Origin of the sequence: Pseudomonas sp. CAU 1711 (genome assembly GCF_039888625.1) — a bacterium.
In the GTDB taxonomy this organism is placed as follows: domain Bacteria; phylum Pseudomonadota; class Gammaproteobacteria; order Pseudomonadales; family Pseudomonadaceae; genus Aquipseudomonas.
Window position 1 is genome coordinate 44,257 of sequence record NZ_JBDQQT010000002.1, and the last position, 24,964, is coordinate 69,220.

Genomic DNA, 24,964 nt, shown 5'->3' on the forward strand with positions numbered 1-24,964 from the left:
TCCCATAAATGGGCGAGGGGAGTTAAGCGAACATGCTCAAGGTGAGCAGCATTCCCTCACCCCGGCCCTCTCCCGGAGGGAGAGGGAGGTGGAGCGGCGGTTAGACCCTTTCGATGGCCAGCGCCAGGCCCTGGCCGACGCCGACGCACATGGTCGCCAGGCCCAGCCTGCCGCCGGTCTTCTGCAGGTGATGCACGGCGGTCAGCACCAGGCGGTTGCCGCTCATGCCCAGCGGGTGGCCGAGGGCGATGGCGCCGCCGTTGGGGTTGACCCGTGCGTCGTCGTCGGCGAGGCCCAGCTCGCGGGTCACCGCCAGCCCCTGGGCGGCGAAGGCTTCGTTCAGCTCGATCACATCGAAGGCGGCGATATCCAGGTTCAGACGCGCCAGCAGCTTGCGCACCGCCGGCACCGGGCCGACCCCCATCACCCGCGGCAACACGCCGCCGCTGGCCATGCCGAGCACCCTGGCGCGGGCCTTGAGGCCATATTTTTGCACCGCCTCGGCCGAGGCCAGGATCATCGCCGAGGCGCCGTCGTTGAGGCCCGAGGCGTTGCCGGCGGTGACCGTCTTGTCCGAGCCGTTGACCGGCTTGAGCCTGGCCAGGCCCTCGGCGCAGGTGTCGGCGCGTGGATGCTCGTCGGTGTCGAACACCACCTCGCCTTTCCTGGTCTGGATCAGCACCGGGACTATTTCCTCGGCGTAGTAACCGCTCTCCTGGGCCGCCGCCGCGAGGCGCTGGCTGCGCAGGGCGAAGGCGTCCTGGTCGGCACGGCTGACGCCGTAATCTTTGGCCACGTTGTCACCGGTCACCGGCATCGGGTCGACGCCGTACTGCTCTTTCATCAGAGGATTGACGAAGCGCCAGCCCAGGGTGGTGTCTTCCAGTTTCTGGCCGCGGCCGAAGGCGCTGTCGGCCTTGCCCATCACATAGGGCGCGCGGGTCATCGACTCGACGCCGGCGGCGATGGCCAGCTCCATTTCACCGCAGGCGATGGCGCGGAAAGCCGCGCCGACCGCCTCCATGCCCGAGGCGCACAGGCGGTTGAGGGTCACGCCCGGCACCGTTTCCGGCAGACCGGCGAGCAGCGCGGCCATGCGCGCGACGTTGCGGTTGTCCTCGCCGGACTGGTTGGCGCAGCCCATGAATACCTCATCGAGCTGTGCCCAGTCGACCTGCGGGTTACGCTCGATCAGCGCCTTGAGCGGGATCGCCGCCAGATCGTCGGCGCGCACCGCGGACAGGCCGCCATTCAAGCGTCCGATGGGCGTGCGCACGGCATCGCAGATGAAGACGTCGCGGCTCATTCGTCACTCCCCTTCTGCCCGTGGGCAGCGGCGGTGCGCGCTTCCAGGTCGCGCAGGGCGGCCAGTTCCTCGGCCCTGGGCGCGTCGGTGGTGGTCACCGCGTCGGCGAAGCGGATCTGCCAGCCGGTGTTCTCGATCACCTGCTCGCGGGTCACGCCCGGGTGCAGCGAGGTGACGATGAATTCGTTGCTGCCGGCTTCCGGCTCCATGATGCACAGGTCGGTGATGATCGCCACCGGGCCGTCGCCCGGCAGGCCCAGGCGCTTGCGGTGGTCGCCGCCTTCGCCGTGGCCGACGGAAGTGACGAAGGCCAGCTTGTCGACGAAGGTGCGATGGCCCTGCTTGAGGATGATCAGCACCTTCTTCGCGCTACCGGCGATTTCCGGCGCGCCGCCGGCGCCCGGCAGGCGCACCTTGGGTTGGTGGTAGTCACCGATCACCGTGGTGTTGATGTTGCCGTACTTGTCGACCTGGGCCGCGCCGAGGAAGCCGACGTCGATGCGCCCGCCCTGCAGCCAGTAACGGAAGATCTCGCCGGTGGGCACCACGGTGTCGGCGGTCTCGGCCAGCTCGCCGTCGCCGATGGACAGCGGCAGCACGCTCGGCTTGGCGCCGATCGGGCCGGATTCGTAGATCAGCACCACTTCCGGGGCGTGGGTCAGACGGGCCAGGTTGGCGGCCTTGGACGGCAGGCCGATGCCGACGAAGCAGACGCTGCCATTGCCGAGGCGGCGCGCGGCGGCCACGGTCATCATTTCATGGGTGGTGAACTCGCTCATCACTGGGCCTCCCCGTTCAGCTTCGCCTGGAATTGCGCAAAATCCTCGGTGCCACGGATGTACTCGTCGATCCAGGCGGTGAAGCTGTCGCGGTCGCGGGCAATCGGGTCCCAGGCCTGGTAGAAGCGGTTGTCGCGCTCGTAGTAACCGTGGGCATAGGACGGATGGGCACCGCCGGGCACCACGCAGACGGCGCTGATGGCCCAGGTCGGCAGCACGCAGGCGTTCATCGGCGCCTGCAGGTCGTCGACGATCTCCTCGACCGTGACGATGCAGCGCTTGGCGGCCAGGGCGGCCTCCTTCTGCACGCCGAGAATGCCCTGGATCAGCACGTTGCCCTGGCGGTCGGCCTTCTGCGCGTGGATCACGGTGACGTCCGGACGCACGCTCGGCACGGCGGCCAGCTTCTCGCCGGTGAACGGGCACTCGACGAACTTGATGCGCGGGTTGACCTTGACCAGGTCGGAGCCCTGGTAGCCGCGCAGCACGGCGAACGGCAGGCCGGAAGCGCCGGAGACATAGGCGTTGGCCATGGCCGCGTGGCTGTGCTCCTCGATTTCCAGGGCATGCGGCCAGCCCTTCTCCACCACGTCGCGCAGGCGATGCAGCGAGCCGACGCCGGGGTTGCCGCCCCAGGAGAAGATCAGCTTCCTGGCGCAGCCGGCACCGATCAGCAGGTCGTAGACCAGGTCCGGGGTCATGCGCACCAGGGTCAGGTCTTTCTTGTTCTGGCGGATCAGCTCGTGGGCGGCAGCCGTCGGAATCAGGTGGGTAAAGCCTTCGAGGGCGACGCTGTCGCCGTCGTGGACGAAGCGCTCGACGGCTTCGCGCAGGGAAATAAGTTCGGCCATGGGGAAGTCCTGGAGGTGACGAGGCGCAGGCATGCGCCGAGCCAGAAGGTATCGCCCACCCGATCAGCAAACAATTCGATAATCGTCTATATGTTCGTTTATCGAACACAGTTTCCCGCAGACCCCCTCAGTGAAACAGCCGGGTACTCAGCTCCCTGCTCGCCTCCAGCAGCACCGGCAGGAAGCGGCGCTCCAGCTCCTGGCGGGAGACCCGGCCGACGTGGGTGCCGACGTTCAGCGCCGCCAGCACCTGCCCGGCCGAGTCCCTGAGCGGCACGGCGATGGAGCGCAGGCCCATTTCCAGCTCCTGGTCGACTATCACCCAGCCCTGCTGGCGGATCTCGGCGATATTGGCGCGCAGCGCCTCGGCGGTGTGCAGGGTGCGGCTGGTCTTGATCTGCAGATCGGCGCTGGCCAGGTAGTCCTCCAGCGCCGGGTCGTCCAGGCCGGCCAGGAGAATGCGCCCCATCGAGGTGCAGTAGGCCGGCAGGCGGCTGCCCACGCTGAGGTCCACCGAGATCAGGCGCTGCGGGGTGGCCGAGCGGGCGATATAGAGAATCTCGTCGCCCTCCAGGGTGGCCATCGAGCAGGCCTCGTGCAGCTGCTCGCTGATGCGGTCGAGGATCGGCTGGGCGGTGACCGCCAGCGGCGTCGACGACAGGTAGGCATGGCCCAGGGTCAGCACCTTGGGCAACAGCGAATAGGTGCGCCCGTCGCTGGTGACATAGCCCAGCTTGAGCAGGGTGTGCAGGCAGCGGCGCACGGCGGCGCGAGGGATCTCGGTGCGGTGGCTGATCTGGGCGATGGTCAGGTGACGCTTGCGCTCCTGGAAGGCATGGATCACCGCCAGGCCACGGGCCAGCGAGGTCATGAAGTTGGGGTCGCCGGTCAGCGCGTCGATGCGCTTGGCCGGCGAAGCCACGATAGGAGGAGCCAGGTGACGCGGTTCATCGCTCATGTGCTGCTGTCCTGCCGCAGAGGTGGTGAATCGCGTTCGATTATCGAGCGGGTGGCCGATAGTCGCAATCGACCTCGCCGTCACGGGCCGCGCCCGCTCGCCCTAGAAGTCGAAGAAGACGGTTTCCCCTTCCCCCTGGATGCGGATATCGAAACGGTAGGCCGGCTTGCCGTTCAGCTCGCAGCGCTTGGCGATCAGGGTCTCGCGGCGCTGCGGCTGCTCGATCAGGTTGAGCACCGGGTCGCGCCGGTTGGCCTCGGCCTCGTCCTCGAAGTAGATGCGCGTGTGCAGGTGGATATTGATGCCCCGGGCGAACAGCGCGACGTTGATATGCGGCGCGGCGGCGTTGTTGACCACGCCCGGCTTGACCGTCTGCAGCGTCCACTCGCCGGCCTCGAAGGTGGTGGCGGTGCGGCCGAAACCGTTGAAGGGTTTTTCCAGATCGAAGGCGCTGTCGTAGACGCCCTCGTGGTTGGCCTGCCAGACCTCGAGGAAGGCATCGCGCACCAGGTGGCCGTTGCCGTCGTAGACGTTACCGAGCAGCAGGATGTGCTCGCCCGGTGCATCCGGTTTGGCCAGCTGGTTCCAGATTTCCTGCGGCCGCGGCGGGTTGCCGGCGGCATCCAGGGCCAGGCCGATGTGCACGTAGGGGCCGGCGGTCTGCGAAGGGGTTTCGGGCAGCAATTGAACGGGCATGGGCGGGCTCCTCAGCGGTTTTCGAAGTGCGTCTGGCGCTGGCCGCGCAGCACGATGTCGAAGCGGTAGGCCAGGCAGTCCATGGGGTTGGCCATGCCCATGTCGAGCCTGGCGATCAGGCTCTGCACCGCCTCCAGGTTGGCGATCGACTTGACGATGGGGCACATCGGGATCAGGGGGTCGCCCTCGAAATACAGCTGGGTGACCAGTTTGCTGGAGATCGACGGGCCGCTGATGGAGAAGTGGATATGCGCCGGGCGCCAGTCGTTCGGCCCGTTGCGCCAGGGGTAAGGGCCGGGCTTGATGGTGCGGAACAGGTAGTTGCCTGCGCTATCGGTCAGCGCCCGGCCGACACCGCCGAAGTTGGGGTCGAGCGGCGCCAGGTAGCGGTCGTTCCTGTGCCGGTAGCGGCCGCCGGCGTTGGCCTGCCACATTTCTACCAGGGTGTGCGGCACCGGCTTGCCGTACTGGTCCATCACCCGCCCGGCAACGATGATGCGCTCGCCGATCGGCAGGCTGCCGGTGGCGAAGTTGAGCAGCAGGTCGTTGTCGTACTCGCCCATCTTCAGGTGCGAGAAGTCCGGCCCGGTGCTTTCCGAGATGGACTGCGGAATGCTCACCAGCGCCTGGCGCGGCGAGCGGGCGATGGAGGTCTTGTAGTCGGGTGTCAGGGCTTTCGGGTGCCAGTTGCGGTCGCGAATGACGAAACGGCGGGTGTCCAGTTCGGACATGGCGGCCTCCTGTCGTTGGAGTTATGGGAGCCTGCGGGTCATCAGGCAGGTGCTCCGCAGTTTCCGCCGCACTGCCCCTTCTGAATATTGAAAAGGCGCCGCAAAAACATAACCAAATGGTTATGGATAAGTGCCCTCGCGATACTCGCGCCCGACTTCGCGCAGCACCTCCTGACACCAGTGCGCCCCCAGCGCCAACGGCAAGGCGGCGTTGCTGCAGATGCCCACCGAGCCGCCGGCCTCGCGCAGCTGCGGCGCCAACTCGACCAGCTCGCCGCAGGCCAGGGCGCCGCGCACGGCATCGGTCGGCGCCACCCACAGCGCGTCGCTGTCGTCGACATAGCGCCGGCTCAGGCTCAGCGACAGGGTCTCCAGACGCCGCAGCGGCAAGCGCAGGCCGTGTTCGACGAACAGGCTGTCGATGCGCTTGCGAATGGTGGTGCCGGCCGTGGGCAGCACCAGCGGATAGTCCTCCAGCGCCGCCGCGTCGAACGGCCGGCCCAGCAGCGGATGGCCGGCGCGCACCACCAGGGTCAGCGGCTCGTTGTACAGGTGCTCGAAGGTCAGGCCCTGAATCTCCGGGCTGTCGGTCATGCGCCCGACCACCAGCTCCAGCTCGCCCACCCGCAGCTGCGACAGCAGGTGCGCGCTGGGCCCGGTGACCACGCTGAGCACCAGCGCCGAGTGGCGCTCGTGCAGGCGCCGCACCACTTCCGGCAGGAAGGCCGCCTCGGCGGTGGACAGCACGCCCAGGCGCACGCTGCTGGCCTGGTACTCGCCGCCGCGCAGGCTCTCCACCCCCTCGCGCAGCGCCTGCACGCAGGGCCCGGCATAGCGCAGGAAAGCCACGCCCGCCTCGGTCAGGGTCGCACCGCCCTTGCCGCGCTCGAACAGCTGCGCGGCCAGCACTTCCTCCAGCTCCTTGAGGGTCTTGGACACCGCCGGCTGGCTCACCGCCAGGCGGTCGGCGGCGCGCGCCAGGCTGCCCAGGCGGGCCACTTCGAGAAAGCACTGCAGGTGACGAAACTTGATGCGCTTGTCGATGTTCATCGGTGCTCCCGAAACGCCTTGGGCGACTGCCCGGTGCCGCGCTTGAAGAAGCGCGAGAAATACGCCGGCTCGGAGAAGCCCAGCTGGTCGGAGACCTCCTGCACCGTCATGCCGGTGTAAACCAGGTTGCGCTTGGCCTCCAGCAGCAGGCGCTGGTTGATCAGCTGCAGCGCCGAGACCCCGGCCAGGCGCCGGCACAGGGCATTGAGATGCGCCGCGCTGATGCCCAGCCGCTGGGCGTACTGCTCGATGGGCAGGTGCTCGCGAAAGTGCGCCTCGACCAGGCGGCGAAACGCCTGCAGATGCTCGCGGCCGCGATCCAGCGCGGCGCCGGCCCCGTGGCTGGCCTGCAGGTGGCGGCGGCTGAGCCAGACCAGCAGCGCGCTGACCAGCGAGCGCAGCATCAGCTCCCGGCCCGGCTCATGGCGCGCGTATTCGCGGTCGATGGACTCGAACAATGTGCTCAGGTAGCGCTCGTCCTCGCCCGCCGCATAGCACTGCGGTTGCTCCAGCACGGCGCTGTCGAGCAGGCGCGCCAGCTCCTCGGCAAAGGGTTGGGCCAGGCTCAGCACATAGCCGTCGATCTGCGCATTGAAGCGAAAGCCATGCACGCACAGCGGCGGACTGACCTGCAGGGTCGCCTCGCGCACGCGGGTGACCACGCCCTCCACCTCCAGCTCGGCCTCGCCGCTGTGCACGTAGAGCAGCTGCACCAGACCGGCATGCCGATGCGGACGAATCTCCCAGTCGTACAGGCTGCTGCGCGCGGGAATCGACTCGCAGTGGATGGGGTCCGGCATCGGCCAGGCGTGGGTCTCGCCGTACAGCTGGAACACCGGAACAGGATTCGGAGCGGGCGTCTTGTGCATCTATAGGCAGCCGAATTTACCCACGAAAAGTCCATGCAATTTATTGGATATTGCCTTCTACGGCGGATTTCATCCACCAAAAATACAGGAGCCAATAACAACAGCGTTCCGGGCGCCTGCCCTGGCAACGCGACAATGAGGTCAATGACCATGAAGACTCAAGTCGCCATCATCGGCGCCGGTCCGTCCGGCCTGCTGCTCGGCCAGCTGCTGCACAAGGCCGGCATCGACAACCTGATCATCGAACGCCAGAGCCCCGAGTACGTGCTCGGCCGCATCCGCGCCGGCGTGCTGGAACAGGGCATGGTCGACCTGCTACGCGAGGCCGGCGTCGGCGCGCGCATGGACCGCGAAGGCCTGGTGCACGACGGCTTCGAACTGGCCTTCGACGGCCGCCGCGAACGCATCGATCTGCACGGACTCACCGGCGGCAAGACGGTGATGATCTACGGCCAGACCGAAGTCACCCGCGACCTCATGGAGGCGCGCCAGGCCAGCGGCGCCACCACCCTCTACAACGTCAGCGACGCCCAGCCGCACGACCTCAAGGGCGACAGGCCCCATATCACCTTCACCCTCAACGGCGAGCGCGTGCGCCTGGACTGCGAGCATATCGCCGGCTGCGACGGCTTCCACGGCGTGTCGCGCAAGTCCATCCCCGCCGGCGTGCTCAAGGAGTTCGAGCGAATCTACCCGTTCGGCTGGCTGGGCGTGCTGGCCGACACCCCGCCGGTCAGCGAAGAGCTGATCTACGCCAACCACGCACGCGGCTTCGCCCTGTGCAGCATGCGCTCGCCCACCCGCACCCGTTACTACGTGCAGGTCGGCGCCGAGGAGAAGGTCGAGGACTGGTCCGACGAGCGCTTCTGGGAGGAACTCAAGCGCCGCCTGCCGGCCGACACCGCCGCCCGGCTGGTCACCGGCCCCGCCATCGAGAAGAGCATCGCCCCGCTGCGCAGCTACGTGGTCGAGCCCATGCAGTACGGCCACCTGTTCCTGGTCGGCGACGCCGCGCACATAGTCCCGCCCACCGGCGCCAAGGGCCTGAACCTGGCCGCCAGCGACGTCAGCACCCTGTACCGCCTCCTGCTCAGGGTCTACCGCGAAGGCCGCAGCGACCTGCTGGAGCGCTACTCGCAGCTGTGCCTGAAACGCATCTGGAAGGCCGAGCGCTTCTCCTGGTGGATGACCTCGATGCTGCACAGATTCCCCGGCACCGACGACTTCAGCCAGCGCATGCAGCAGACCGAGCTGGACTACTTCGTCGGCTCCGAGGCCGGGCGCAGGACCATCGCCGAGAACTATGTGGGGTTGCCCTACGAGGCGATTGACGACTGACCGAGCGGCCCACCCGCGCAGCAGAGCCGAGATAGTCGCCAGGCGGCAGAGCGCAAGGTTCATGAGCCGCCCCGTCGTCGGCTCAGGCCACCCTCGGGTGTCATGCTGTTCAGAAAACGCCGCGACCTCTTTACAGAGCCGCGGCGTTTTTCTGGCTTGTGCCTTGAGAGCGCTCCCCTCTCCCGCCGGGAGAGAGCTGGGGGTGAGGGACTATCGCCTACTCGTTGCCTGGCCCTCACCCCGGCCCTCTCCCAGGGGGAGAGGGAGAACAACAGACCCGAACCAAGAACAGTCCGTGATGCCGCTAAGCGGACAGCATTACACCTTCGGGTGGCCTTTTCGTGTCAGCGGGCAATACTTCTCTGCACAAGTGGCCGCGCGCCGCAGGGAGGTGTGAGATGAACAAGCTATCGATCGTGGGTGTCGGCATGGTGGGTGAGGCTGCGGCCCAGATCATCGCCCGGGAAGAGTACTGCCATGAGCTGGCGCTGGTTGATGTGCAGGGTGAGCTGGCTCAGGGCAAGGCGCTGGACGTCTGGCAGGCGGCCGTCGAGTCGGGTTCCGACACCAGGGTATACGGCGGCGCCAATGCCGAACTGCTGCAGGATTCCGAGCTGGTGGTGATAACCGCGGGCGTGCCCCGCAAGCCCGGCCAGTCGCGCCAGGATGTATTGAGCATCAATCTGCCCATTCTCGACGGCATCATGCGGGATATTAATCGCCATGCCCCGGCGGCCACGGTGCTGGTGGTGTCGAACCCGGTCGACGTGCTGACCTATCGGGCCTGGAGCCTCAGCGGGAAGAGCCGCGACAGGGTGTTCGGCCAGGCGGGAGTGCTGGATACGGCACGCATGAAGTGCTTCATCGCCGAGGAGACAGGGTTCTCCGCTCGGGACATCACGGCGCTGGTGCTGGGCGGGCATGGCGATAGCATGGTGCCGCTGATGCGCTACTGCGCGGTCGGCTCGGTGCCGCTGTCGCACTTCCTGTCCAGCCAGCAGATAGAGCGGATCGTGGAGCGCACGCGTAAGGGCGGCGGCGAGATTCTCGGCCTGAAGAAGCTGGGCAGCGCCTGCGACGCGCCGGGCGTGGCGATTGCACAGATGGTGGATGCCATCGCCAACGGGCGAAACCGCATTTTGCCGACGGTCGCGATTCTCGAGGGCGAGTACGGCCGCAAAGATATCGCCATGGGTGTCCCCTGCGTGCTGGCAGAGAAAGGCATTGTGCGGGTGATCGAGTTGCCCCTGGATGCGCAGGAGCAGGCGATGTTCGACCACTCTGCAGACCAGGTGGCGCGTGATATTGCTGAAATGAAGGCTTTGTGAGCGGGGTATCTGAGGGGCGCAGGGAGCATGGGGCAGGAGCCAACTTGCCCTATAGTAAGTCCGTCCCTTTTCCTGAGGGCCTGATCATCCGCGCCACCGGCGGCCGCATGATCGTGGCCCCGGCGCTGGTGGCCACGCGCAGCGAACTGGACTAGCTGGTGACCAAAGCCAAGATCGCCCTGGACCGCACGGCTTTTCATGGCCCACATAGTAGGGCGGCCGCGTATGGATAGCCCAAAGCGGGTTGACTTGGATGCTGTCAGCTTGCGCTGTGTGCGGTATCCGACGAAGTAGACTACACCGACAGGCAACCCGTGGCCGTTACACATGCCCTGTCGAGGGCGGGAGGCTATGATGGCCGAAGTCATTACACCGCAACAGAATCACCTGCTGGCGGCCCTCTCCGCAGAGGTGCAGCTACGTCTTCTCCCGCACATGGATAAGGTCTTCTTGCCTTTGGGCAAGGTGCTCTACGAGTCCGGCGACACGTTGCGACATGTCTATTTCCCCACCGACGCCATTGTCTCGCTGCTGTATGTGATGGAGAGCGGCGCATCGGCCGAGATTTCCGTGGTCGGCAACGAAGGGCTGGTGGGCGTCGCGCTGTTCATGGGGGGCGAGAGCACTCCAAGCCGAGCCATAGTGCAGAGCGCGGGGCACGCCTACCGACTGCCGGGGCAGCGCCTCAAGGACGAGTTCAACCGCCATGGTGAATTGCTCACGCTGATGTTGCGCTATACCCAGGCGCTGATAACCCAGATGGCCCAGACCGCCGTGTGCAACCGTCACCACCAGATCGACCAGCAGCTGTGTCGTTGGCTTCTGCTATCGCTGGATCGCCTGCCAAACAACCGCCTGACCATGACCCAGGAGCTGATTGCCAACATGCTCGGTGTGCGCCGCGAGGGGGTTACCGAAGCGGCGGGCAAGCTCCAGCGTGCGGGCGTGATCGAGTACAACCGTGGGCATATCACCGTGCTGGATCGGCAAAAGCTCGAAGAGTTGAGCTGCGAGTGCTACGCCGTGGTCAAGCGCGAAACCGACCGGCTGCTGCCATATAGGCTGGAGGGCTCTGGGCAGTAAGCGCTTCAAGCGGGGCCTGCGTGTTCTAACGAACAGAAGCCGGAGAGGCGATTGGTCAGACTTGGCTAACGGGACTGCCCAGTACCACTCCCCCGCCATCCTTGGCACCCCCAGTGCTGCGGGCACCGAGATGCCAAGCGATCACGCACGCGTCATTTCGAACAGGCTCCTCGCCGCTCTGCCGCAGAAGGAGCGCCAGCGCCTGAGGCGGCATTGTCACAGTGTCTGGCTTAGCGCCGGCGACACCCTCTGCGAGCCGAACCAACCGCTGCAACACCCATACTTTCCACTCGACGCGGTTATTGCATTGGTATTCAGCCTGGGACCGTAGCGGCCTCTGGGGCTAGGCGTGATCGGGAGAGAAGGCATGCTCGGCGCTACCCTGGCGCTGGATATTGCCACTGCCCCCTGTCGTGCGGTGGTGCAGAGTGGCGGCTGGGCCCTGCGCATAAGCCCCCGTCAGTTGCGCCTGGAGTTGAACCACTGTCCGCGCCTGCGGCAAACGCTCAAACGCTATCTCTACCTGCTGCTGACCCAGTGGGCCCAGGCTGCTGTCTGTGGGCGCTTCCATGAGGTCGAACCACGCCTCGCGCGCTGGTTGCTGATGACGGCGGATTGCAGCCATGCCGACAGCTTCTACCTGACCCATGCCTACCTGGCCGACCTGCTCGGCGTGCGCCGCAGTGGCGTGACCATCGCCGCGGGGGCACTGCAAGCGCGCGGGTTGATCCAATACCGTCGCGGCCACATCACCATCCTTGACCACGCGGGTCTGCAGCGGGCTGCCTGCGAGTGTTACGCGGCGATGCGCGAAAGCTATGCCCGCCTGTTCACTGCAGCTACCCAGGGCTGATCCAGGCACACCAGGGGATCGAACCCTGTTGTGCTGCTTAACCCGCAACCAGCCGCCTGGTGAAGGCGAGGGCAGAGAGCGCCTTGCCGAACAGTAGGCCTTGAGCTTCGGCGCAGCGCTCCGCCTTGAGCAGATCCAGCTGCACCTGGGTTTCCACGCCATCGGCGATGACCTGGAGGTTGAGTCGGGCGGCCAGGGCCATCAGGGCGCCCGGGATGGAGCTCTTGCTGTCGCCTTTGCCTATGAGCTGGGTGAGCGACCTGTTGATCCTCAACGCATCGAAAGGCAGCTCCAGCAGCTCGTGCAGACTACAGCCGCCTATGCCGAAGCCGGTCAGTTCCAATCGCACGCCCAGTACCTTGAGTTGCCACAAGGCCATGGCGCAGGTCGCGAAATCGTGCATCAGCTCGGTCTCGCTGATGGCCAGCTGCAGACGCTTCGGGGGCAATCTGGTCGCGTGCAAGCTGGTGCTTACCCCTGGAACGGTGTTGGGGTGGCAGAGTTCGCTGGCAGTCAGGTTGACTGTCACGCTGGCGAGACCTTGCTGCTGCCAGGCTCGGGCCTGCGCGCAGGCTTCGCGTAGGCGCCATTTGCCAATCGGTACGATGAGCCCCGATGCTTCGGCCAGGGATACGAAGCTGTTGGCCATGAGCAGGCCATGATCGGAGTGCCGCCAACCCAGCATGGCTTCCGCGCCGACAGTGCCGCCGGTTGCCAAATCGACCCTGGGCCGGTAGTAGAGCACCCGCTCGTGCCGCTGCTGGGCGGGCTCCAGGTTTTGTTCTGCAGGTTGCTGCTCTAGCGTTTGCTCGTTCATGCCCTCGTGAAAGAACTGATAGTTGTTCCGCCCCGCCTGCTTGGCGTGATACATGGCCAGATCGGCATGCTTTAACAGGCTCTTGGCATCTGTGGCATCAGCCGGATAGACACTGATGCCGATGCTGCTAGTGACCTGAACCTCTTGCTGGCCAATCTGGTGTGGCTGGGCCAGGGCGGCGAGGATCTTCTGCGCGGCAACGCTGGCGTCGTGCTGGCTATGCCCCTCTGCCAGGAGGACGACAAACTCATCGCCGCCATTGCGGCAGACCGTATCCGATCCGCGAACGCAGTCTGAAAGACGCTGCGCCACCGCCTGCAGCAACTGGTCGCCACTGGCATGGCCAAAGGAGTCGTTGATCAGCTTGAAGTTGTCCAGGTCGAGGAACATCAGGGTGGTCGAGTGCCCGTTGCGCTGCGCCAGGCTGATAGCCTGGGAAATACGGTCATTGAGCAGTACCCGGTTGGGCAGACGCGTGAGGAAATCATGTTGGGCCAGATAGGCCAGGTGCACGGATCTTGAACGCGCCTCGGTAACATCGTGGAACACCACTACCGCGCCACTGATGTGGCCGCCAAGGCCGATGATCGGTGCCACGGAATCCTCGATCGCCACTTGCGTGCCATCACGCCGAACCAGCAGCATGCCGACGTCCATGCCCTGGGGACGACCCTGCTGCAGTGCGCGCAAGACCAGGTTAGGTACATCGCCCTCGGTGCTGCTGCCAAGCAGCGGCATGACGCGCTCGATGGGCTGCCCCATGGCCTCTCCGCGCGACCAGCCGGTCATGGCCTCGGCGGCGCAGTTGAGATAGTCGACGGATCCCAGCATATCCGTGGTAATGACGGCATCGCCAATCGATTCGAGCGTGGCCTCCGCCCGTCTCCGTAACTTCTGCTGGTGCCCCAGGCGGATACAGCCACCCAGCACCTGAGCCAACAGATGGTCGGCATTCTGGTCCTTGCGCAGATAGCCCTGCGCATTCCGCTGCAGGGCTTGCCGTGCCAGGTGCTCGCTGTTTGCCGTGCAGAGCAACACCACCGGAAGTCGCGGGGCCGCTGCGCGTACAAGCTGCAGGCCCGCTAAACCCGCGCTGCCGGGCAGCTCCAGATCGAGCAGTATGGCGTCCACCGGCCCTTGTTTAAGCCGCGCAACAGTCGCGCCTAGAGAGCCAACGCGTTCGTCGGATAAAACACGTCCCTCCTCCCGGTCGAGCATTCCATGCAGTCGGCGATAAGTAGGCTCATCCGCCGTGGCAATCAGAATGTGTTCACTCATCGGGCATTCCTCAGTACAACCCGGAAAGACGCATCGAACCGATCACTTGCGGCGAATCAGCTCCCCGTCACTGCTCTGGAGATGCTGCGAGATAACGACCTGCTCCTGGCGTAGGGTTACCTCGGCCTGGTGTGGCAGCGTCAGGGCTGTCATCAGTGTGGTGACTGCAAGCATCGCCATGGCAAGGCCAAAGGCGAGCACTAGCGCTCGGGATGACGCGGCCATTGGCCCGCTGCGGCTGGGTGCGCTCCGTTGTTCTCCATTAAGGTTTGCCAGGCAGATCATGCGCGTTCCCAGAGCACTGGCCCCTGCTTCACCGCCCTTCTCGCCCGATAACGCGAAGTGCTCCTGCGACTGGTCACCGATGCACCGTCCAGCATCCTTCCCGGCCCTTTTCAGGGCCACGGCCTGGCCTCGACTGGGCCTCTTGGCGTTGCCGGTCTGCGGGCGCTGGAGCCTCATGGCGTGGCTCCCGGATCGTCCAGGGCGGGGCGCAGGTCATCGCGCAGAGCGTTCCACGGATTGGCGGTGTCAGGCGCCTCCCGCATATCGTCTTCGGTGTCTGGCGGTGGCAGGTGGGTGACCTTGTCGCCACTCGGCTCGGTGAAATCAGGCTCTGCAGGTTGCGGGTGCACAACTGACTCAGCCGGCCTATCTGTTCTATTGGGCTTGTGCATATGGGCCTCCTCTTGGGGGCGATGGGCAGGCTGGTGGCTTGCCAGTAGACCTGACCATGACAGCGGCGCCCCTTCCTGTCGGTACGCTGCCACGCATAGGCACAGGCACTGTGCCACCCCTTAAGGCAGGTCGTGCATAGCCGGCGTGGATCAGCGTTCGCCTGCGTACAGACCGCACCAACGTCCTGGCGCCAGACTGAAACACACCACAGCGGTAGTTGCCGCAGCAGGCCACCCCATGAATGGCTCAGTCGAATACACCTCCGCCCTGCACATTGATGCGCAATACCAGCCTCTGCGGCTGTACCTGAACAGGCTGAATGGCGTGCACTACGCAAGCCTCTTCGAGTCGACCCGCCGCTGCGAGCTGACCCCGCTGCATGGCAAGTCGCTGCATGTCAGCCTCGAAGAGCTGGACAATGCCGAAATCTGGCAACTGCTTTTCTGAATGCCATGCTCAGCCCGCCAGTTTCCGTGGCAGCGGCCGATGCAGCGCCTGCAGCCAGTGCTTGAGATTGCTGGATACGCGTTGTGGCTGCTCCATCGGCGTCAGATGTCCCGACTCCTCGATTTGCGCCAGTTGCGCTCCCTCGATGGACGCCTGCATCTCCACATGCAGCGCGGGCGGCGTCACCAGGTCTTGGAGCCCACACAGCAATAGGGTAGGGCACGCGATCTTCCCGAGACTCGCGCGGCTGTCCAAACGCCCAAGCATGGCCCGTTGCTGGCGTATGAAGACTGCCGCGCCGAGGTGCTCGGCCATCGCCATGACCTCATTCACCAAAGCCCTGTCCTGAAGATGCCTGGGGTGTAGCAAGCCGAACGGCAGGGCGGCGACCACGGAAGGAAAGTCATGCCCGGCCTGGCTTATCAGCTCTAATCGTGCCTGCTTATCCTCGGCGCTGTCAGCATGCGCACTGGTATCCAGCAGCGCTAGCGCGAACACGCGATGGGGGGCCTGGCGCATGATTTCCAGCGCCACATAGCCGCCCAGGGAAAATCCCGCCAGGGCAAAGCTCTGCTCTGGCGCTTGCGCCAGCACCTGGCTCGCCAATTCGGCAATGGAGTCGGACTTTGTCAGATCGGCGTGCGTGATATGTGCTCGCCCGGCAAGCGCCTCGACCTGGTGCCGCCACAGCCGCCCATCGCAGAGCAGCCCCGGTAGAAACAGTAGATGCGGCGTGTTCATGGAATTGCCTCCTCAGTCGATGACGCATCAACGCACGCCACCTGCGGGCGCTGACCTCCACCTTGGCCCCACAGGGCTGCCACCACCGTTCGCTAGCGCACGCAGCGTTGGCGAGCGCACAGACCGCCAAGCCGGGGCGGCCTAGGCTGGAGCCACCACCGTCTTGTACGGTTATTCGATCGGGAGCGGCACCATGCACAGTTATCAGCACCATGTCTCGGGCTTCTACCTGCGGCGCGCCCGCGCCGAAGCCGGTCTGGCACAATTGTTAAGGAGCGGCCTGCGCCGCGAGCAACTGCAGATCATCGCTGCCAACAGCAACGGCCCGGCGACTTCCCGGCCAGCGGGCAGCGGCCCGGCACGACTGGGCAACATACTCACCTACGGCATCAGCGGAATGGCCATTGGTGCCGTTCTTGGCCTATTGCTGGAGGTAGTGCTGCTTGGCGAAGGCGGCCCGTGGAGTGCCTGGCTGCTGCCGCTCGGCCCTGTCATGCGGCTCGGCGGGCTCATCCTTGCCGGGGCGGTTCTTGGCTGCATGACGGGCGCGGCCACTCTTTGGCAATCCACCTGGGCCAGTGACGAAGATGATGTGCTACTGGTGGCGCAGACCCATAGCGCATCCGAAACGGCCATAGCCCATGAAGTAATGAAAGCCTCGGCGGAGTTGTGCAGCGACACCGATATGCGGAGCGAACGGCACGCATAGAGGCAATGGCCAATATAACTGGGGCGGCCCATGTGCACCGCCGCAGGCTCAGATTAGCCCGAGCAGTAGCAGGATCAGGACGATGACCGTCACCAGCCCCAGGCCGCTGGTGGGCCAGTAACCCCAGCTGCGGCTGTGTGGCCAGGAGGGGTAGGCGCCGACCATCGACAGGATCAGCACGATCAGCAGTAGGGTGCCCAGGCTCATGGCAGTCTCCTTGTGCGCGAGTGAGTGGCGGGTTCGGCAGGGGCGGTCCATGACCGTCGCTCTGCATGCCTCCAGCATGGGCGCACAAGCACAGTTGCTCTGTACGCAGGCGCACATACTTCACCTTTGCGCTGTACACGGGCCGTGGCAGGCAGGTGACCCAAACAGCAGGGTGCTTCGGGCCCTCGCGTATGTGGCGGCCTGCTATGGCTCGCCTGGGCACGCTAAAACCGCACCGCCGCCCATCGGACGACGGCTTGGCTGACATCACAGTTGGTTTCTTTCCAGGAAGCTCTTGACCTGCTTTTCTGCTTCGTCGCGGGTCATGGCATAGCGCTGTTGCAGCAGGCCGGCCAGCTTTTGCGCCTGCCCTTCGGACTGCAACAGTTCATCCTCGGTCAGCTTGCCCCAGGTGATTTTGGCGGCGCCGACCTGCTGCCGCCACAGGCCCTTGAGGGTACCGGTGCTAGGCAGACTCATGACTTGTTGCGCTCCTGCCTGGCGGCCTGGGCTTCACCCTGGGCGAGCTTCTGCTGCGGCTGGCCGTCCTTATTGAGCGCCTGGGCCTCACCCGGCCTCTGCGGATTCGGGGTGGCCTTGCTGAGCGGCGGATTATGGCTGGCCGTGCCTTTGGGGGGCTGCTGGGCCTGCTTGGTCGGCGTCTTGGAGACCTGTGAATCGATAGGCTTGTTCATGGTGACCTCTTGCTGGGTGCGGTGCCGGCGAGATGGCGCGACACCGAGGGCCGACGATGACAGCCCGGCTGCAAGGCGTCTGTGCGCCAGCACGCTTAGGTCCAGGCAAGCGGCGCAGCCCGTCCATGCCTAGGTGGGGTAACGCACCGACAGGGTGAGCTGCAGCCACGAGACTGGTGGCATCCATCCGCACCAGTGGCCGCACCGGCACACAGGACTCCAGCACATGAGCAATACACTGGCTGACATCATCCACCGGAAGTGGCGCCACCTGGCCGGCCTGGCGCTGATTGCCTGGGACGAACTGACCCTGGAGGAGCTGATTCGAACCCAGGGCGATGCCCAGCAGCTGACTGACCTGGTGCAGCAGCGCTACGACATGCCGCGTGAGGATGCGCAGAAGCAGGTCATGAGCTTCTTCGAGCGGCACCGCACCACCTGACCACTCGTGCTGCGCCGGACACGCCGGCCAGGAGGCAGTTCCATGCTCTTCTCCTATTTCGCCGTCTCATGCGAATCAGGCAACATCATCAACATTACCCTGCGCAGCAGTCCGCCAACCGACACCGCCACTGTGCACTACCACTATGCTTCCCTCTTCAACATCAATCGCTACCACGCGCTGCACAACGCCGGCCAGGATCTGATCAATCTCCGACACGTATCCTGAGAGATGCCCAGGCATCAGGTGCAGCTATGGCCGAAAGTGGCGGCCTCCCCAGGATGATCGCCCTTGTGGGTAGTGATCCCGGTGTCAGACGGCGTAGCGGGACTATGAGCACTGGCGGACAGGCGCACGATCAGCAGTTTTCTTCGGCACAGTGGCGCCGGCGCGTTACAAGGAGCCGACCGCCTTCCTACATCTACGCCGGTCTGGGCAGCAAAAGAAACATGCCTAGGCGCTAATCGACATCCTTGCCATGAACGAAGATCGTCAACTCATGCAGCTTCCCAGGGTGCTGACGGACCGGCTGGCCAAGCCATTCGTGCGCTTCCTGCAAGTCGAGACGGCTGTTGCCGGTGTTCTGCTGCTGGCCACGCTGATCGCACTGGTAGCGTCCAACTCGCCGTGGGCGCCTGCTTACCTGGAACTCTGGGAAATCGAGGGCGGTTTGCGGATCGGCTCGCTGGAATATGCGCGATCCTTGAAAGACTGGATCAACGACGCCGCGATGACGCTGTTCTTCTTCCTGGTCGCCCTGGAGCTGAAGCGCGAGCTGGTGCTCGGTGAGCTGAGCAGTCCGCGCCGGGCCGCCCTGTCGATTGCCGCTGCGCTAGGCGGCATGATGATGCCCGCCATGATCTATTGGACACTGCAGCATGACCAGCCTGGAGCACAGGGCTGGGGAACGGTCATGGCGACTGACACGGCCTTCGTCATAGGTTGCCTGGCTCTTCTCGGATCACGCATTCCACACAGCCTGCGCGTGTTCATGCTGTCGCTGGCGATCATCGATGATATCGGCGCCATTCTTGTCGTCGCCATCGGCTACAACGCCCATATCTCCTGGGCCATGCTGGCGCTGGCGGCGTTCGGCCTGGCCACGGTGCGCGGTATGTCCCTGGCGGGCTTCCGGAGTTTTCCGCTGTACTTCCTGATGGGGGGACTGATCTGGGTCGTGATAGATGCGTCTGGAGTACACGCAACCATCACTGGCGTGATCCTCGGCCTGATGACGCCGGCGCGCCGCTGGGTCAGCGATAAGCGCCTCTATGCCATCCTCAGTCAGGTCATTGCCCACCCCGGCGCCCAAGGCAGTGGGGTCACCCAGGATCGCAAGTCATTACTGGCCGCCGAGATTGCCACGCGGGAATCGCTGTCACCGGTGGAGCGCTTGGAGCTTGGCCTGCACCCCTGGGTCGGCTTCGTCATCATGCCCCTGTTTGCCCTGGCTAACGCGGGGCTGCCGCTGTCCCTAGTGGGTATCGGCAACTCCATCACCCTCGCGGTGTTTTCCGGTTTCGTCCTGGGCAAACCCCTCGGTGTTCTGGCCTTGAGTTGGCTGGCGCTGCGCTTGGGCATCGCCACTCGTCCTCCCGAGCTCCACTGGGGGCTGCTGACCGGCGGTGGGCTGCTGGCGGGTATCGGCTTCACCATGGCGTTGTTCATCGCCAACCTGGCATATCCCGCCAGCCTGATCGACAGCGCCAAACTGGGAATTGTCGGCGCCTCCATCTTCGCCGCCCTGGCCGGCATTTCATTGCTGCTGGTCATTTCCGGGCCAGGCTCTCGGCATCATCGCTGATAGGGTGCGAGCCGCTAGTCTTCAGGCGGCGTACATTACCAAAGCGACGACCGAGGCACCGTCTAAAGCCCCCGCGCATCTAACCGCAGCAGATTTGGTGCCGCAGGTGGAAGCGGGACTGGCGGGATGCTTGGCGGGAAAACATGGGGGTATCGCAGTGCTAGGGGGCCCGGGACCGCTTCTGGCCTGTAGCGACCAGCAGCCAAGGATCGCTCATGCCCCGAGCGGACTATTGCCTAGGCATCCGCCTCAAACCTAAGCACCACCGCCACACTCCCCGCCGCCAGCACCAGCAGCGGCGATGTGGCCACCAGCAGCCCGCCCACTCCGGCACCCGCCGCCAGCAGTTGGCCCGCCATCAGCGGGCCGCTCATCGAGCCCAGCCGGCCGACCGCCACGGCCACGCCGACCCCAGTGGCGCGCACATCGTCCGGGTAGAGGCGCGGGGCCAGCGCGTAGAGGATCAGTTGCCCGCCCACCGCGCAGGCGCCGGCCAGGATGCCGGCGGCATAGAGCAGTTGCACCTGTTCGACGTAGCCCAGCGCCGCAAGCGCCAGCAGCATGCCGGGGTAGACCAGCGCCACCGCCAGCAGCGAGCGCTGCCGATCCATCAGGCGGCCGGCCAGCAGCACGCCGAAGACGCCGCCGAGGTTGAACAGCACCTGGATAAAGGCGCTGTCCAGGCGGCTCAGCCCGCGACCGGCCAGTAGCGTGGGCAGCCAGTTGAGCAGCATGTAGAGGATCATCAGCGTGCAGAAGCAGCTGCACCAGAGCAGCAGGGTGCTGCGGCCACGCGGGCGCCCGAACAGGGCGTTGGCGCTCTGCGCCAGGCTCAGTGGGTGACTGCCCGCCGGGCGCGATTCCGGTAGCCAGAGCACCAGCAGCCCGGCGATCAGCAGCGGTGCCACGCCGCCGACATAGAACACCAGGCGCCACTCGCCCATCACCGAGAACATGCCGATCAGCGCCGCGCAGGCCCCACCCAGGGGCACGCCGCAGTAGGTCAGGCTTACCGCCATGTTGCGCAGCTCGCGGCTGGCCACTTCCGACGACAGGGCGATCAGAATCGGCAGCGCCGCGCCCATGCCCAGGCCGGTAATCAGGCGCGCCGCCAGCAGTTGCGCATAGCTGGCGCTGTGGGCGGTCAGCAGGGAGAACAGGCCGAACAGCCCGACCGCGGCGATCAGCACGCGCTTGCGCCCCAGGCGGTCGGCCAGCCAGCCGCCGGCCACGGCCCCCGGCAGCAGGCCCACCAGGCCGGCGGTGAACACCCAGCCCAGCGCGGCGGGGCTCAGGTCGAACTCACGGATCAGGTGCGGTGCCGCCACACCCGTGGCCTGTAGATCCAGGCCTTCGAGCAGGGCGACGACGAAACAGAGCGCGATGGTGCGCAGGGAACTGCGCGGGGTGATCGCAGAGCTGGACATGTGAACCTCGTTGTTATTCTTGTGCGAGTGCGTGCGGGAGAGTGGCGGCCGTGGCCGTCGATTAGAGGCCGTCGACCTTGTAAACCTCGATCAGCACCTCGTCCTCGCTGACGTCATCGATGGTGCCGACGAAGATGTAGTCGTTCAGCCAGGCGTGCCGCCCTGGCTGGGTCTTGAACTGCGGCGTCGTGCGGGCGTAGTAGTCGTTCTGGGCCAGTTCGAGCCCCTTGGCCTGCTTGACCAGGCCCGTCTCGTTGGGGCGCCAGATGCCGGCGTTGTCGATGATGATGATCTGGCCGTCATCGGTCTTCAGGCGATACAGGGCATGAATCATCGTCACCCCGTCGTCGCGCTCCACGGACATGTCGGCACCGCCCGGCACGACCCGGCCCTTGACTCCCTTGCCGACGAAAGTGCCGCCAACGATCGGGTAATTGATGCGGTGCCCGTCGGGGCCCCGGCCCATGTCCTCGTCCGGCCCCAGCCTGACCCTGATCTGCATGACCAGTTCGTTGCTGATGCGGTTCGGCTTGGTCTCCTCGAGCGCCGCTGCGAGTGCGACATCGGCGCCGCCGAGCAGCAGCATCGCACTCAGGGCGCCCGTCAGACGGAGGCGGCTCGAACGCTTTCGTGGAAGGCGATTACGCGGGTGCATGGCATGTACCTCTTATTGACGTTTCTGGGTCTGGACGGCCGCCGGACAGTGTCGACGGGCGGCCCGCTTTACGGCTCGCGACGACGGGTCGCCCCCTCAGGAGGAGTCGGGGTTCTCCAGCAACAGCGCCATGCCCTGCCCGCCGCCGATGCAGGCGGCGGCGATGCCGTAGCGGGCGCCGCGGGCACGCAGCTGGCGGGCGACGCTATGCGCCAGGCGCAAGCCGGTGGCCGCCAGCGGATGGCCCAGGGCGATGGCGCCGCCATGGCGGTTGAGCCGCGCGGGGTCCAGCTCCAGCTCGCGCTGCACGGCCACTATCTGCGCGCCCTGCGCCTCGTTGATTTCCAGGCTGTCGATGGCCTCCAGCCGCAGGCCCGCGCCATCCAGCAGCAGGCGAATGGCCGGCGCCGGGCCGATGCCCATGATCTCCGGCGGCACGCCGACCACCGCGCTGGCACGCAGCAGCGCCAGGGGCCTGTCGACCTCGCGGGCATCGGCCACCAGCGCGGCGGCGGCGCCGTCGACCAGCGCACAGCTGTTGCCGGCGGTCTGCAGCGAGCCCGGCGAGACGGAGGCCAGGGCGGCCAGCGCCGCCAGGCTGGTCTCGCGCGGATGGCTGTCGCGCTCGAGCCGTGCAACCTGGCGCGGCAGTCGCAGCTCGCGCGGCTGATAACCGGGCAGCTCGAAGCGAGCGCTGACCACCGGCACGATTTCCTCGTCGAACCAGCCGCCAGTCTGAGCCGCCAGCGCCTTGTGGAAGCTGCCGAGGGCGAAGCCATCCACCTCCTCGCGGCGCAGGCCGTAGCGCCGGGCCAGGTTCTGCGCCGTGCCGAGCATGGTCTGGCCGATGGCCGGGTCGAGCAGCGCTTCCCAGAGGAAATCCTTGAAGCCCACCGGCGCGCCGAGGCGAAAACCGCCCCTGTGCTCGTAGCTGGCGATGGGGTTGCGCGACATGGATTCGGCGGCCACGCACAGCGCCAAACGGCTGCTGCCGCGCTGCACCTGGTTGCCGGCCTGGCGCAGCAGCTCCAGGCCGGTGCCGCAGATGCGCTGCACGGCCAATGCCGGCACGTGCAGCGGCACACCGGCATAGAGGCCGATATGGCGCGGCAGCATGTAGGCATCGAAGCTGGCCTGGGCCATGCTGCCGGCCAGCATGCTGTCCACCCCTGCGGCGTCGATGCCGGCGCGCGCCAGCACGCCGCGCGCCGCGTGAATGCCCAAATCGATGGGCGATACCTGCGCCAGCGCCCCGCCATAGTCGATCCAGGGCGTGCGCGCCGCCGCCAGCAGGGCGACCCGCTCGAAAGCCTCGAACTGCCCCTTCATGCCCCCTCCCCGGCCACCACGCAGTAGGCATCGGGGTCGGCGTACAAGGCGTCGATCAGCGCGGCGCGGCGGGTCAGCACGGCGCGCTGGTTGAGCGAGCCCTTGTCGGTGATCTCGCCGGCATCCAGGCTGGGCGCCTCGCTCATCGGGCACAGCCAGGCGATGCGCGAGGCCAGCCCGGTGGCGTCGCGGTTCAGCTCGGCCAGCAGGCTCGCCAGCCATTCGCGCATCGGCACCGCGGCCAACACCCGGTCGACACTGGCATCCTCCGGCAGGCCGGCCAGCGCCCGGCAGGCCGGCAAATAGGGGAACAGCAACAGGCCGAGACGCTGGCGATCCGGCCCGGTGACCACCACGTCCTGCACATAGGGCGCGCCCTGCAGGATCACCCGGGTGCGCAGCGGGCCGACGCTGACGAACACGCCGGTGGACAGCTTGAAGTCCTCGGCGATGCGCCCGTCGAACATCAGCCCCAGCTGCGGCCGCGCGGGGTCGGCGAACCTCAGCGCGTCGCCGGAACGGTAGAAGCCCTCTTCGTCGAAGGCCTCGCGCGTCTGCTGGGGCGAGCGCCAGTAGCCCGGCATGATGTGCGGGCCGCGAAAACGCGCCTCCAGCTTGCCCTCGACCGGCACCAGCTTGACCTCGCAACCCGGCGCCGGCAGGCCGACGTAGCCGGCCATGGCCAGGGGCCCGGTGGTGAAGGTGCAGGACGGCGAGGCCTCGGTCATGCCGAGGCCGGCCATCATGCGGATGCGCTCGCCACAGTGCTGCTCGGCCACCCGGTCGAGACGATCCCAGACGCTCTGCGACAGCCCGGCGGCGGCGAAGAACAGCAGTTTGATGCGCGCGAAGAAGCTGTCGCGCAGCGCGCCGTCGCACTCCAGTGCGCCGACCAGCTCCTCCCAGCCCTTGGGCACGGTGAGGTAGGCGGTGGGCGAAATCTCCTTGAGGTTGCGCAGGGTCTCGGCCATGCCCTGGGGGGTCGGCTTGCCGCCGTCGATATACAGGCTGCCGCCGTTGTACAGCACGATGCCGACGTTGTGGCTGCCGCCGAAGGTGTGGTTCCACGGCAGCCAGTCGACCAGCACCGGCGGTTCGACGGCGAACTCGGGGAGGGTCTGCAGCAGCATCTGCTGGTTGGCGCAGAGCATGCGCTGGGTGGTCGGCACGGCCTTGGGCAGCTTGGTCGAACCGGAGGTGAAGAGGAACTTGGCGATGCTGTCGGGCCCGGTCGCGGCGAACGCCAGGTCTGCCTGGGTGCAATCGTCCTGCTGCAGCAGGCTGGCGAAACTGCGGCAAGCGCGCCCTGGGATATCGCCACGGGTGAAGACAAGCGGCGTTGCCGGCGGGCTCAGCGCCTCGATGGCGCGCTGGAACTGCGCGGCATCGGCGGCGAAGATCAACCCCGGCCGCAGCACCTCGAAGATATGCCGCAGCTTGGCCAGGTCCTGCGACAGCAAGGCGTAGGCCGGCGACACCGGGCAGTAGGGAATCCCCGCATACATCGCGGCGAAGGCCAGTTGCAGGTGCTGCAGATCGTTGCCGGAGAGGATCACCAGCGGCCGCTCGGCGGACAGGCCGTAGCCCAGCAGTGCCTGGGCCAGGGCCCGCACGTTGCCGAGCATCTGCCGGTAGCCGATGCGCTGCCATTGGCCATCGCCGCCGCGCTGGGCCACCAGGGTCGCCTCCGGCTTCAGCTCGGCCCAGTGCAGCAGGCGCTCCAGCAGGCGTTGCGGATAGGGCCCCAGGGGCTCCTCGGCGCGCAGATGAACCTCGCCATTGCCGCCGCTGGCGATGGCCACCGCGGGCTGGCCGATGGCGACCTGGCGATAGCGCACCGGCCCTGGGCCTTGCGCTGCGGATTCGACACTCACTTCGCCTTCCTCTATTGCG

General features: G+C 66.2%; 28 protein-coding genes. 9 read left to right on the forward strand and 19 right to left on the reverse strand.

Translation table 11 applies throughout. The features are described 5' to 3' along the window. Positions 1-100 precede the first annotated feature (100 nt). From pcaF to AAFN46_RS02265, 8 genes are all read right to left on the reverse strand, one after another. Positions 101-1,306 carry a 3-oxoadipyl-CoA thiolase gene (gene pcaF / locus AAFN46_RS02230; RefSeq protein WP_347807061.1) on the reverse strand — a complete coding sequence of 402 codons (1,206 nt, stop codon included), beginning with the start codon at positions 1,304-1,306 and terminating at the stop codon, positions 101-103. Then, on the reverse strand, positions 1,303-2,085 hold the full coding sequence (locus tag AAFN46_RS02235) for a CoA-transferase subunit beta (protein ID WP_347807062.1): 783 nt from the start codon (positions 2,083-2,085) through the stop codon (positions 1,303-1,305). Before AAFN46_RS02235 ends, pcaF begins: the two co-directional genes overlap by 4 nt. Next, the gene (locus AAFN46_RS02240; RefSeq protein ID WP_347807063.1) at positions 2,085-2,936 is read right to left on the reverse strand and encodes a CoA transferase subunit A; all 852 of its coding nucleotides are present in this window, start codon (positions 2,934-2,936) and stop codon (positions 2,085-2,087) included. Before AAFN46_RS02240 ends, AAFN46_RS02235 begins: the two co-directional genes overlap by 1 nt. Positions 2,937-3,063: 127 nt before the next feature. Continuing rightward, on the reverse strand, positions 3,064-3,894 hold the full coding sequence (locus AAFN46_RS02245) for an IclR family transcriptional regulator (protein WP_347807064.1): 831 nt from the start codon (positions 3,892-3,894) through the stop codon (positions 3,064-3,066). A gap of 102 nt (positions 3,895-3,996) precedes the next feature. Next, positions 3,997-4,590 carry a protocatechuate 3,4-dioxygenase subunit alpha gene (pcaG, locus tag AAFN46_RS02250; protein WP_347807065.1) on the reverse strand — a complete coding sequence of 198 codons (594 nt, stop codon included), beginning with the start codon at positions 4,588-4,590 and terminating at the stop codon, positions 3,997-3,999. Between the two features lie 11 nt (positions 4,591-4,601). Then, positions 4,602-5,321 (reverse strand): protocatechuate 3,4-dioxygenase subunit beta, encoded by a 720-nt coding sequence (gene pcaH, locus AAFN46_RS02255; protein ID WP_347807066.1) that lies wholly within the window; start codon positions 5,319-5,321, stop codon positions 4,602-4,604. A 120-nt stretch (positions 5,322-5,441) separates the two neighbouring features. After that, positions 5,442-6,371 (reverse strand): pca operon transcription factor PcaQ, encoded by a 930-nt coding sequence (pcaQ, locus tag AAFN46_RS02260; RefSeq protein ID WP_347807067.1) that lies wholly within the window; start codon positions 6,369-6,371, stop codon positions 5,442-5,444. Further along, entirely contained in the window at positions 6,368-7,240 is an 873-nt protein-coding gene (locus AAFN46_RS02265; protein WP_347807068.1) for a helix-turn-helix domain-containing protein, read from the reverse strand. The genes pcaQ and AAFN46_RS02265 overlap by 4 nt, the downstream gene beginning before the upstream one ends. Positions 7,241-7,390: 150 nt before the next feature. Between AAFN46_RS02265 and pobA the strand changes: the two genes are divergently transcribed. The 4 genes from pobA (at position 7,391) to AAFN46_RS02285 (ending at position 11,842) form a co-directional block, all read left to right on the forward strand. Beyond that, the gene (gene pobA, locus AAFN46_RS02270) at positions 7,391-8,578 is read left to right on the forward strand and encodes a 4-hydroxybenzoate 3-monooxygenase (protein ID WP_347807069.1); all 1,188 of its coding nucleotides are present in this window, start codon (positions 7,391-7,393) and stop codon (positions 8,576-8,578) included. Positions 8,579-8,976: 398 nt separating this feature from the next. Further along, positions 8,977-9,906 carry a malate dehydrogenase gene (locus tag AAFN46_RS02275; protein ID WP_347807070.1) on the forward strand — a complete coding sequence of 310 codons (930 nt, stop codon included), beginning with the start codon at positions 8,977-8,979 and terminating at the stop codon, positions 9,904-9,906. Between the two features lie 354 nt (positions 9,907-10,260). Then, on the forward strand, positions 10,261-10,989 hold the full coding sequence (locus AAFN46_RS02280; RefSeq protein WP_347807071.1) for a Crp/Fnr family transcriptional regulator: 729 nt from the start codon (positions 10,261-10,263) through the stop codon (positions 10,987-10,989). A 367-nt stretch (positions 10,990-11,356) separates the two neighbouring features. Beyond that, complete coding sequence (locus tag AAFN46_RS02285; protein ID WP_347807072.1) at positions 11,357-11,842, forward strand: helix-turn-helix domain-containing protein; 486 nt, start codon at positions 11,357-11,359, stop codon at positions 11,840-11,842. 37 nt (positions 11,843-11,879) lie between these two features. Here the strand turns inward: AAFN46_RS02285 and AAFN46_RS02290 are convergent, their stop codons facing one another. The 3 genes from AAFN46_RS02290 to AAFN46_RS02300 are packed head-to-tail and all read right to left on the reverse strand — an operon-like array spanning position 11,880 to position 14,614. Next, a complete protein-coding gene (locus AAFN46_RS02290; protein WP_347807073.1) occupies positions 11,880-13,937 on the reverse strand; it encodes a diguanylate cyclase in 2,058 nt (685 codons plus the stop codon). Positions 13,938-13,979: 42 nt separating this feature from the next. Continuing rightward, positions 13,980-14,399 carry a hypothetical protein gene (locus tag AAFN46_RS02295; protein ID WP_347807074.1) on the reverse strand — a complete coding sequence of 140 codons (420 nt, stop codon included), beginning with the start codon at positions 14,397-14,399 and terminating at the stop codon, positions 13,980-13,982. Beyond that, the gene (locus AAFN46_RS02300) at positions 14,396-14,614 is read right to left on the reverse strand and encodes a hypothetical protein (RefSeq protein WP_347807075.1); all 219 of its coding nucleotides are present in this window, start codon (positions 14,612-14,614) and stop codon (positions 14,396-14,398) included. Before AAFN46_RS02300 ends, AAFN46_RS02295 begins: the two co-directional genes overlap by 4 nt. A gap of 238 nt (positions 14,615-14,852) precedes the next feature. On the opposite strand from AAFN46_RS02300, the gene AAFN46_RS02305 reads away from it, so the two are divergent. After that, positions 14,853-15,062 (forward strand): hypothetical protein, encoded by a 210-nt coding sequence (locus tag AAFN46_RS02305; RefSeq protein WP_347807076.1) that lies wholly within the window; start codon positions 14,853-14,855, stop codon positions 15,060-15,062. Between the two features lie 9 nt (positions 15,063-15,071). Here the strand turns inward: AAFN46_RS02305 and AAFN46_RS02310 are convergent, their stop codons facing one another. Beyond that, positions 15,072-15,803, reverse strand: a complete 732-nt coding sequence (locus AAFN46_RS02310; protein ID WP_347807077.1) for an alpha/beta fold hydrolase — start codon at positions 15,801-15,803, stop codon at positions 15,072-15,074. Positions 15,804-15,996: 193 nt separating this feature from the next. Between AAFN46_RS02310 and AAFN46_RS02315 the strand changes: the two genes are divergently transcribed. Then, positions 15,997-16,512 carry a hypothetical protein gene (locus AAFN46_RS02315; protein WP_347807078.1) on the forward strand — a complete coding sequence of 172 codons (516 nt, stop codon included), beginning with the start codon at positions 15,997-15,999 and terminating at the stop codon, positions 16,510-16,512. A gap of 48 nt (positions 16,513-16,560) precedes the next feature. Here AAFN46_RS02315 and AAFN46_RS02320 read toward each other — a convergent pair whose 3' ends face one another. The 3 genes from AAFN46_RS02320 to AAFN46_RS02330 all read right to left on the reverse strand — a co-directional run bounded on the left by AAFN46_RS02320 (position 16,561) and on the right by AAFN46_RS02330 (position 17,414). Further along, a complete protein-coding gene (locus tag AAFN46_RS02320) occupies positions 16,561-16,719 on the reverse strand; it encodes a DUF3309 domain-containing protein (RefSeq protein WP_347807079.1) in 159 nt (52 codons plus the stop codon). Between the two features lie 267 nt (positions 16,720-16,986). Further along, positions 16,987-17,199, reverse strand: a complete 213-nt coding sequence (locus tag AAFN46_RS02325; RefSeq protein WP_347807080.1) for a CsbD family protein — start codon at positions 17,197-17,199, stop codon at positions 16,987-16,989. After that, positions 17,196-17,414, reverse strand: coding sequence for a hypothetical protein (locus tag AAFN46_RS02330; protein WP_347807081.1), 219 nt, complete (start codon positions 17,412-17,414; stop codon positions 17,196-17,198). Before AAFN46_RS02330 ends, AAFN46_RS02325 begins: the two co-directional genes overlap by 4 nt. 226 nt (positions 17,415-17,640) lie before the next feature. Between AAFN46_RS02330 and AAFN46_RS02335 the strand changes: the two genes are divergently transcribed. The 3 genes from AAFN46_RS02335 (at position 17,641) to nhaA (ending at position 19,660) form a co-directional block, all read left to right on the forward strand. Beyond that, the gene (locus AAFN46_RS02335) at positions 17,641-17,856 is read left to right on the forward strand and encodes a general stress protein CsbD (protein ID WP_347807082.1); all 216 of its coding nucleotides are present in this window, start codon (positions 17,641-17,643) and stop codon (positions 17,854-17,856) included. A 42-nt stretch (positions 17,857-17,898) separates the two neighbouring features. Beyond that, positions 17,899-18,084, forward strand: coding sequence for a hypothetical protein (locus AAFN46_RS02340; protein WP_347807083.1), 186 nt, complete (start codon positions 17,899-17,901; stop codon positions 18,082-18,084). A 250-nt stretch (positions 18,085-18,334) separates the two neighbouring features. Further along, on the forward strand, positions 18,335-19,660 hold the full coding sequence (gene nhaA, locus AAFN46_RS02345) for a Na+/H+ antiporter NhaA (RefSeq protein WP_347807084.1): 1,326 nt from the start codon (positions 18,335-18,337) through the stop codon (positions 19,658-19,660). A gap of 236 nt (positions 19,661-19,896) precedes the next feature. Here nhaA and mhpT read toward each other — a convergent pair whose 3' ends face one another. The 4 genes from mhpT to AAFN46_RS02365 all read right to left on the reverse strand — a co-directional run bounded on the left by mhpT (position 19,897) and on the right by AAFN46_RS02365 (position 24,945). Continuing rightward, the gene (gene mhpT, locus AAFN46_RS02350; protein ID WP_347807085.1) at positions 19,897-21,087 is read right to left on the reverse strand and encodes a 3-(3-hydroxy-phenyl)propionate transporter MhpT; all 1,191 of its coding nucleotides are present in this window, start codon (positions 21,085-21,087) and stop codon (positions 19,897-19,899) included. Positions 21,088-21,148: 61 nt separating this feature from the next. Beyond that, entirely contained in the window at positions 21,149-21,742 is a 594-nt protein-coding gene (locus AAFN46_RS02355) for a DUF3237 domain-containing protein (RefSeq protein ID WP_347807086.1), read from the reverse strand. A 96-nt stretch (positions 21,743-21,838) separates the two neighbouring features. After that, complete coding sequence (locus AAFN46_RS02360) at positions 21,839-23,071, reverse strand: thiolase family protein (RefSeq protein WP_347807087.1); 1,233 nt, start codon at positions 23,069-23,071, stop codon at positions 21,839-21,841. Continuing rightward, positions 23,068-24,945 (reverse strand): feruloyl-CoA synthase, encoded by a 1,878-nt coding sequence (locus tag AAFN46_RS02365; RefSeq protein ID WP_347807088.1) that lies wholly within the window; start codon positions 24,943-24,945, stop codon positions 23,068-23,070. The genes AAFN46_RS02360 and AAFN46_RS02365 overlap by 4 nt, the downstream gene beginning before the upstream one ends. Positions 24,946-24,964 lie beyond the last annotated feature (19 nt).

What these genes read in the sequence shown, in the direction of transcription:
- pcaF (WP_347807061.1), bottom strand. Translation starts at nt 1,306, where the DNA reads ATGAGCCGCGACGTCTTCATCTGCGATGCCGTGCGCACGCCCATCGGA.
- AAFN46_RS02235 (WP_347807062.1), bottom strand. Translation starts at nt 2,085, where the DNA reads ATGAGCGAGTTCACCACCCATGAAATGATGACCGTGGCCGCCGCGCGC.
- AAFN46_RS02240 (WP_347807063.1), bottom strand. Translation starts at nt 2,936, where the DNA reads ATGGCCGAACTTATTTCCCTGCGCGAAGCCGTCGAGCGCTTCGTCCAC.
- AAFN46_RS02245 (WP_347807064.1), bottom strand. Translation starts at nt 3,894, where the DNA reads ATGAGCGATGAACCGCGTCACCTGGCTCCTCCTATCGTGGCTTCGCCG.
- pcaG (WP_347807065.1), bottom strand. Translation starts at nt 4,590, where the DNA reads ATGCCCGTTCAATTGCTGCCCGAAACCCCTTCGCAGACCGCCGGCCCC.
- pcaH (WP_347807066.1), bottom strand. Translation starts at nt 5,321, where the DNA reads ATGTCCGAACTGGACACCCGCCGTTTCGTCATTCGCGACCGCAACTGG.
- pcaQ (WP_347807067.1), bottom strand. Translation starts at nt 6,371, where the DNA reads ATGAACATCGACAAGCGCATCAAGTTTCGTCACCTGCAGTGCTTTCTC.
- AAFN46_RS02265 (WP_347807068.1), bottom strand. Translation starts at nt 7,240, where the DNA reads ATGCACAAGACGCCCGCTCCGAATCCTGTTCCGGTGTTCCAGCTGTAC.
- pobA (WP_347807069.1), top strand. Translation starts at nt 7,391, where the DNA reads ATGAAGACTCAAGTCGCCATCATCGGCGCCGGTCCGTCCGGCCTGCTG.
- AAFN46_RS02275 (WP_347807070.1), top strand. Translation starts at nt 8,977, where the DNA reads ATGAACAAGCTATCGATCGTGGGTGTCGGCATGGTGGGTGAGGCTGCG.
- AAFN46_RS02280 (WP_347807071.1), top strand. Translation starts at nt 10,261, where the DNA reads ATGGCCGAAGTCATTACACCGCAACAGAATCACCTGCTGGCGGCCCTC.
- AAFN46_RS02285 (WP_347807072.1), top strand. Translation starts at nt 11,357, where the DNA reads ATGCTCGGCGCTACCCTGGCGCTGGATATTGCCACTGCCCCCTGTCGT.
- AAFN46_RS02290 (WP_347807073.1), bottom strand. Translation starts at nt 13,937, where the DNA reads ATGAGTGAACACATTCTGATTGCCACGGCGGATGAGCCTACTTATCGC.
- AAFN46_RS02295 (WP_347807074.1), bottom strand. Translation starts at nt 14,399, where the DNA reads ATGAGGCTCCAGCGCCCGCAGACCGGCAACGCCAAGAGGCCCAGTCGA.
- AAFN46_RS02300 (WP_347807075.1), bottom strand. Translation starts at nt 14,614, where the DNA reads ATGCACAAGCCCAATAGAACAGATAGGCCGGCTGAGTCAGTTGTGCAC.
- AAFN46_RS02305 (WP_347807076.1), top strand. Translation starts at nt 14,853, where the DNA reads ATGAATGGCTCAGTCGAATACACCTCCGCCCTGCACATTGATGCGCAA.
- AAFN46_RS02310 (WP_347807077.1), bottom strand. Translation starts at nt 15,803, where the DNA reads ATGAACACGCCGCATCTACTGTTTCTACCGGGGCTGCTCTGCGATGGG.
- AAFN46_RS02315 (WP_347807078.1), top strand. Translation starts at nt 15,997, where the DNA reads ATGCACAGTTATCAGCACCATGTCTCGGGCTTCTACCTGCGGCGCGCC.
- AAFN46_RS02320 (WP_347807079.1), bottom strand. Translation starts at nt 16,719, where the DNA reads ATGAGCCTGGGCACCCTACTGCTGATCGTGCTGATCCTGTCGATGGTC.
- AAFN46_RS02325 (WP_347807080.1), bottom strand. Translation starts at nt 17,199, where the DNA reads ATGAGTCTGCCTAGCACCGGTACCCTCAAGGGCCTGTGGCGGCAGCAG.
- AAFN46_RS02330 (WP_347807081.1), bottom strand. Translation starts at nt 17,414, where the DNA reads ATGAACAAGCCTATCGATTCACAGGTCTCCAAGACGCCGACCAAGCAG.
- AAFN46_RS02335 (WP_347807082.1), top strand. Translation starts at nt 17,641, where the DNA reads ATGAGCAATACACTGGCTGACATCATCCACCGGAAGTGGCGCCACCTG.
- AAFN46_RS02340 (WP_347807083.1), top strand. Translation starts at nt 17,899, where the DNA reads ATGCTCTTCTCCTATTTCGCCGTCTCATGCGAATCAGGCAACATCATC.
- nhaA (WP_347807084.1), top strand. Translation starts at nt 18,335, where the DNA reads ATGAACGAAGATCGTCAACTCATGCAGCTTCCCAGGGTGCTGACGGAC.
- mhpT (WP_347807085.1), bottom strand. Translation starts at nt 21,087, where the DNA reads ATGTCCAGCTCTGCGATCACCCCGCGCAGTTCCCTGCGCACCATCGCG.
- AAFN46_RS02355 (WP_347807086.1), bottom strand. Translation starts at nt 21,742, where the DNA reads ATGCACCCGCGTAATCGCCTTCCACGAAAGCGTTCGAGCCGCCTCCGT.
- AAFN46_RS02360 (WP_347807087.1), bottom strand. Translation starts at nt 23,071, where the DNA reads ATGAAGGGGCAGTTCGAGGCTTTCGAGCGGGTCGCCCTGCTGGCGGCG.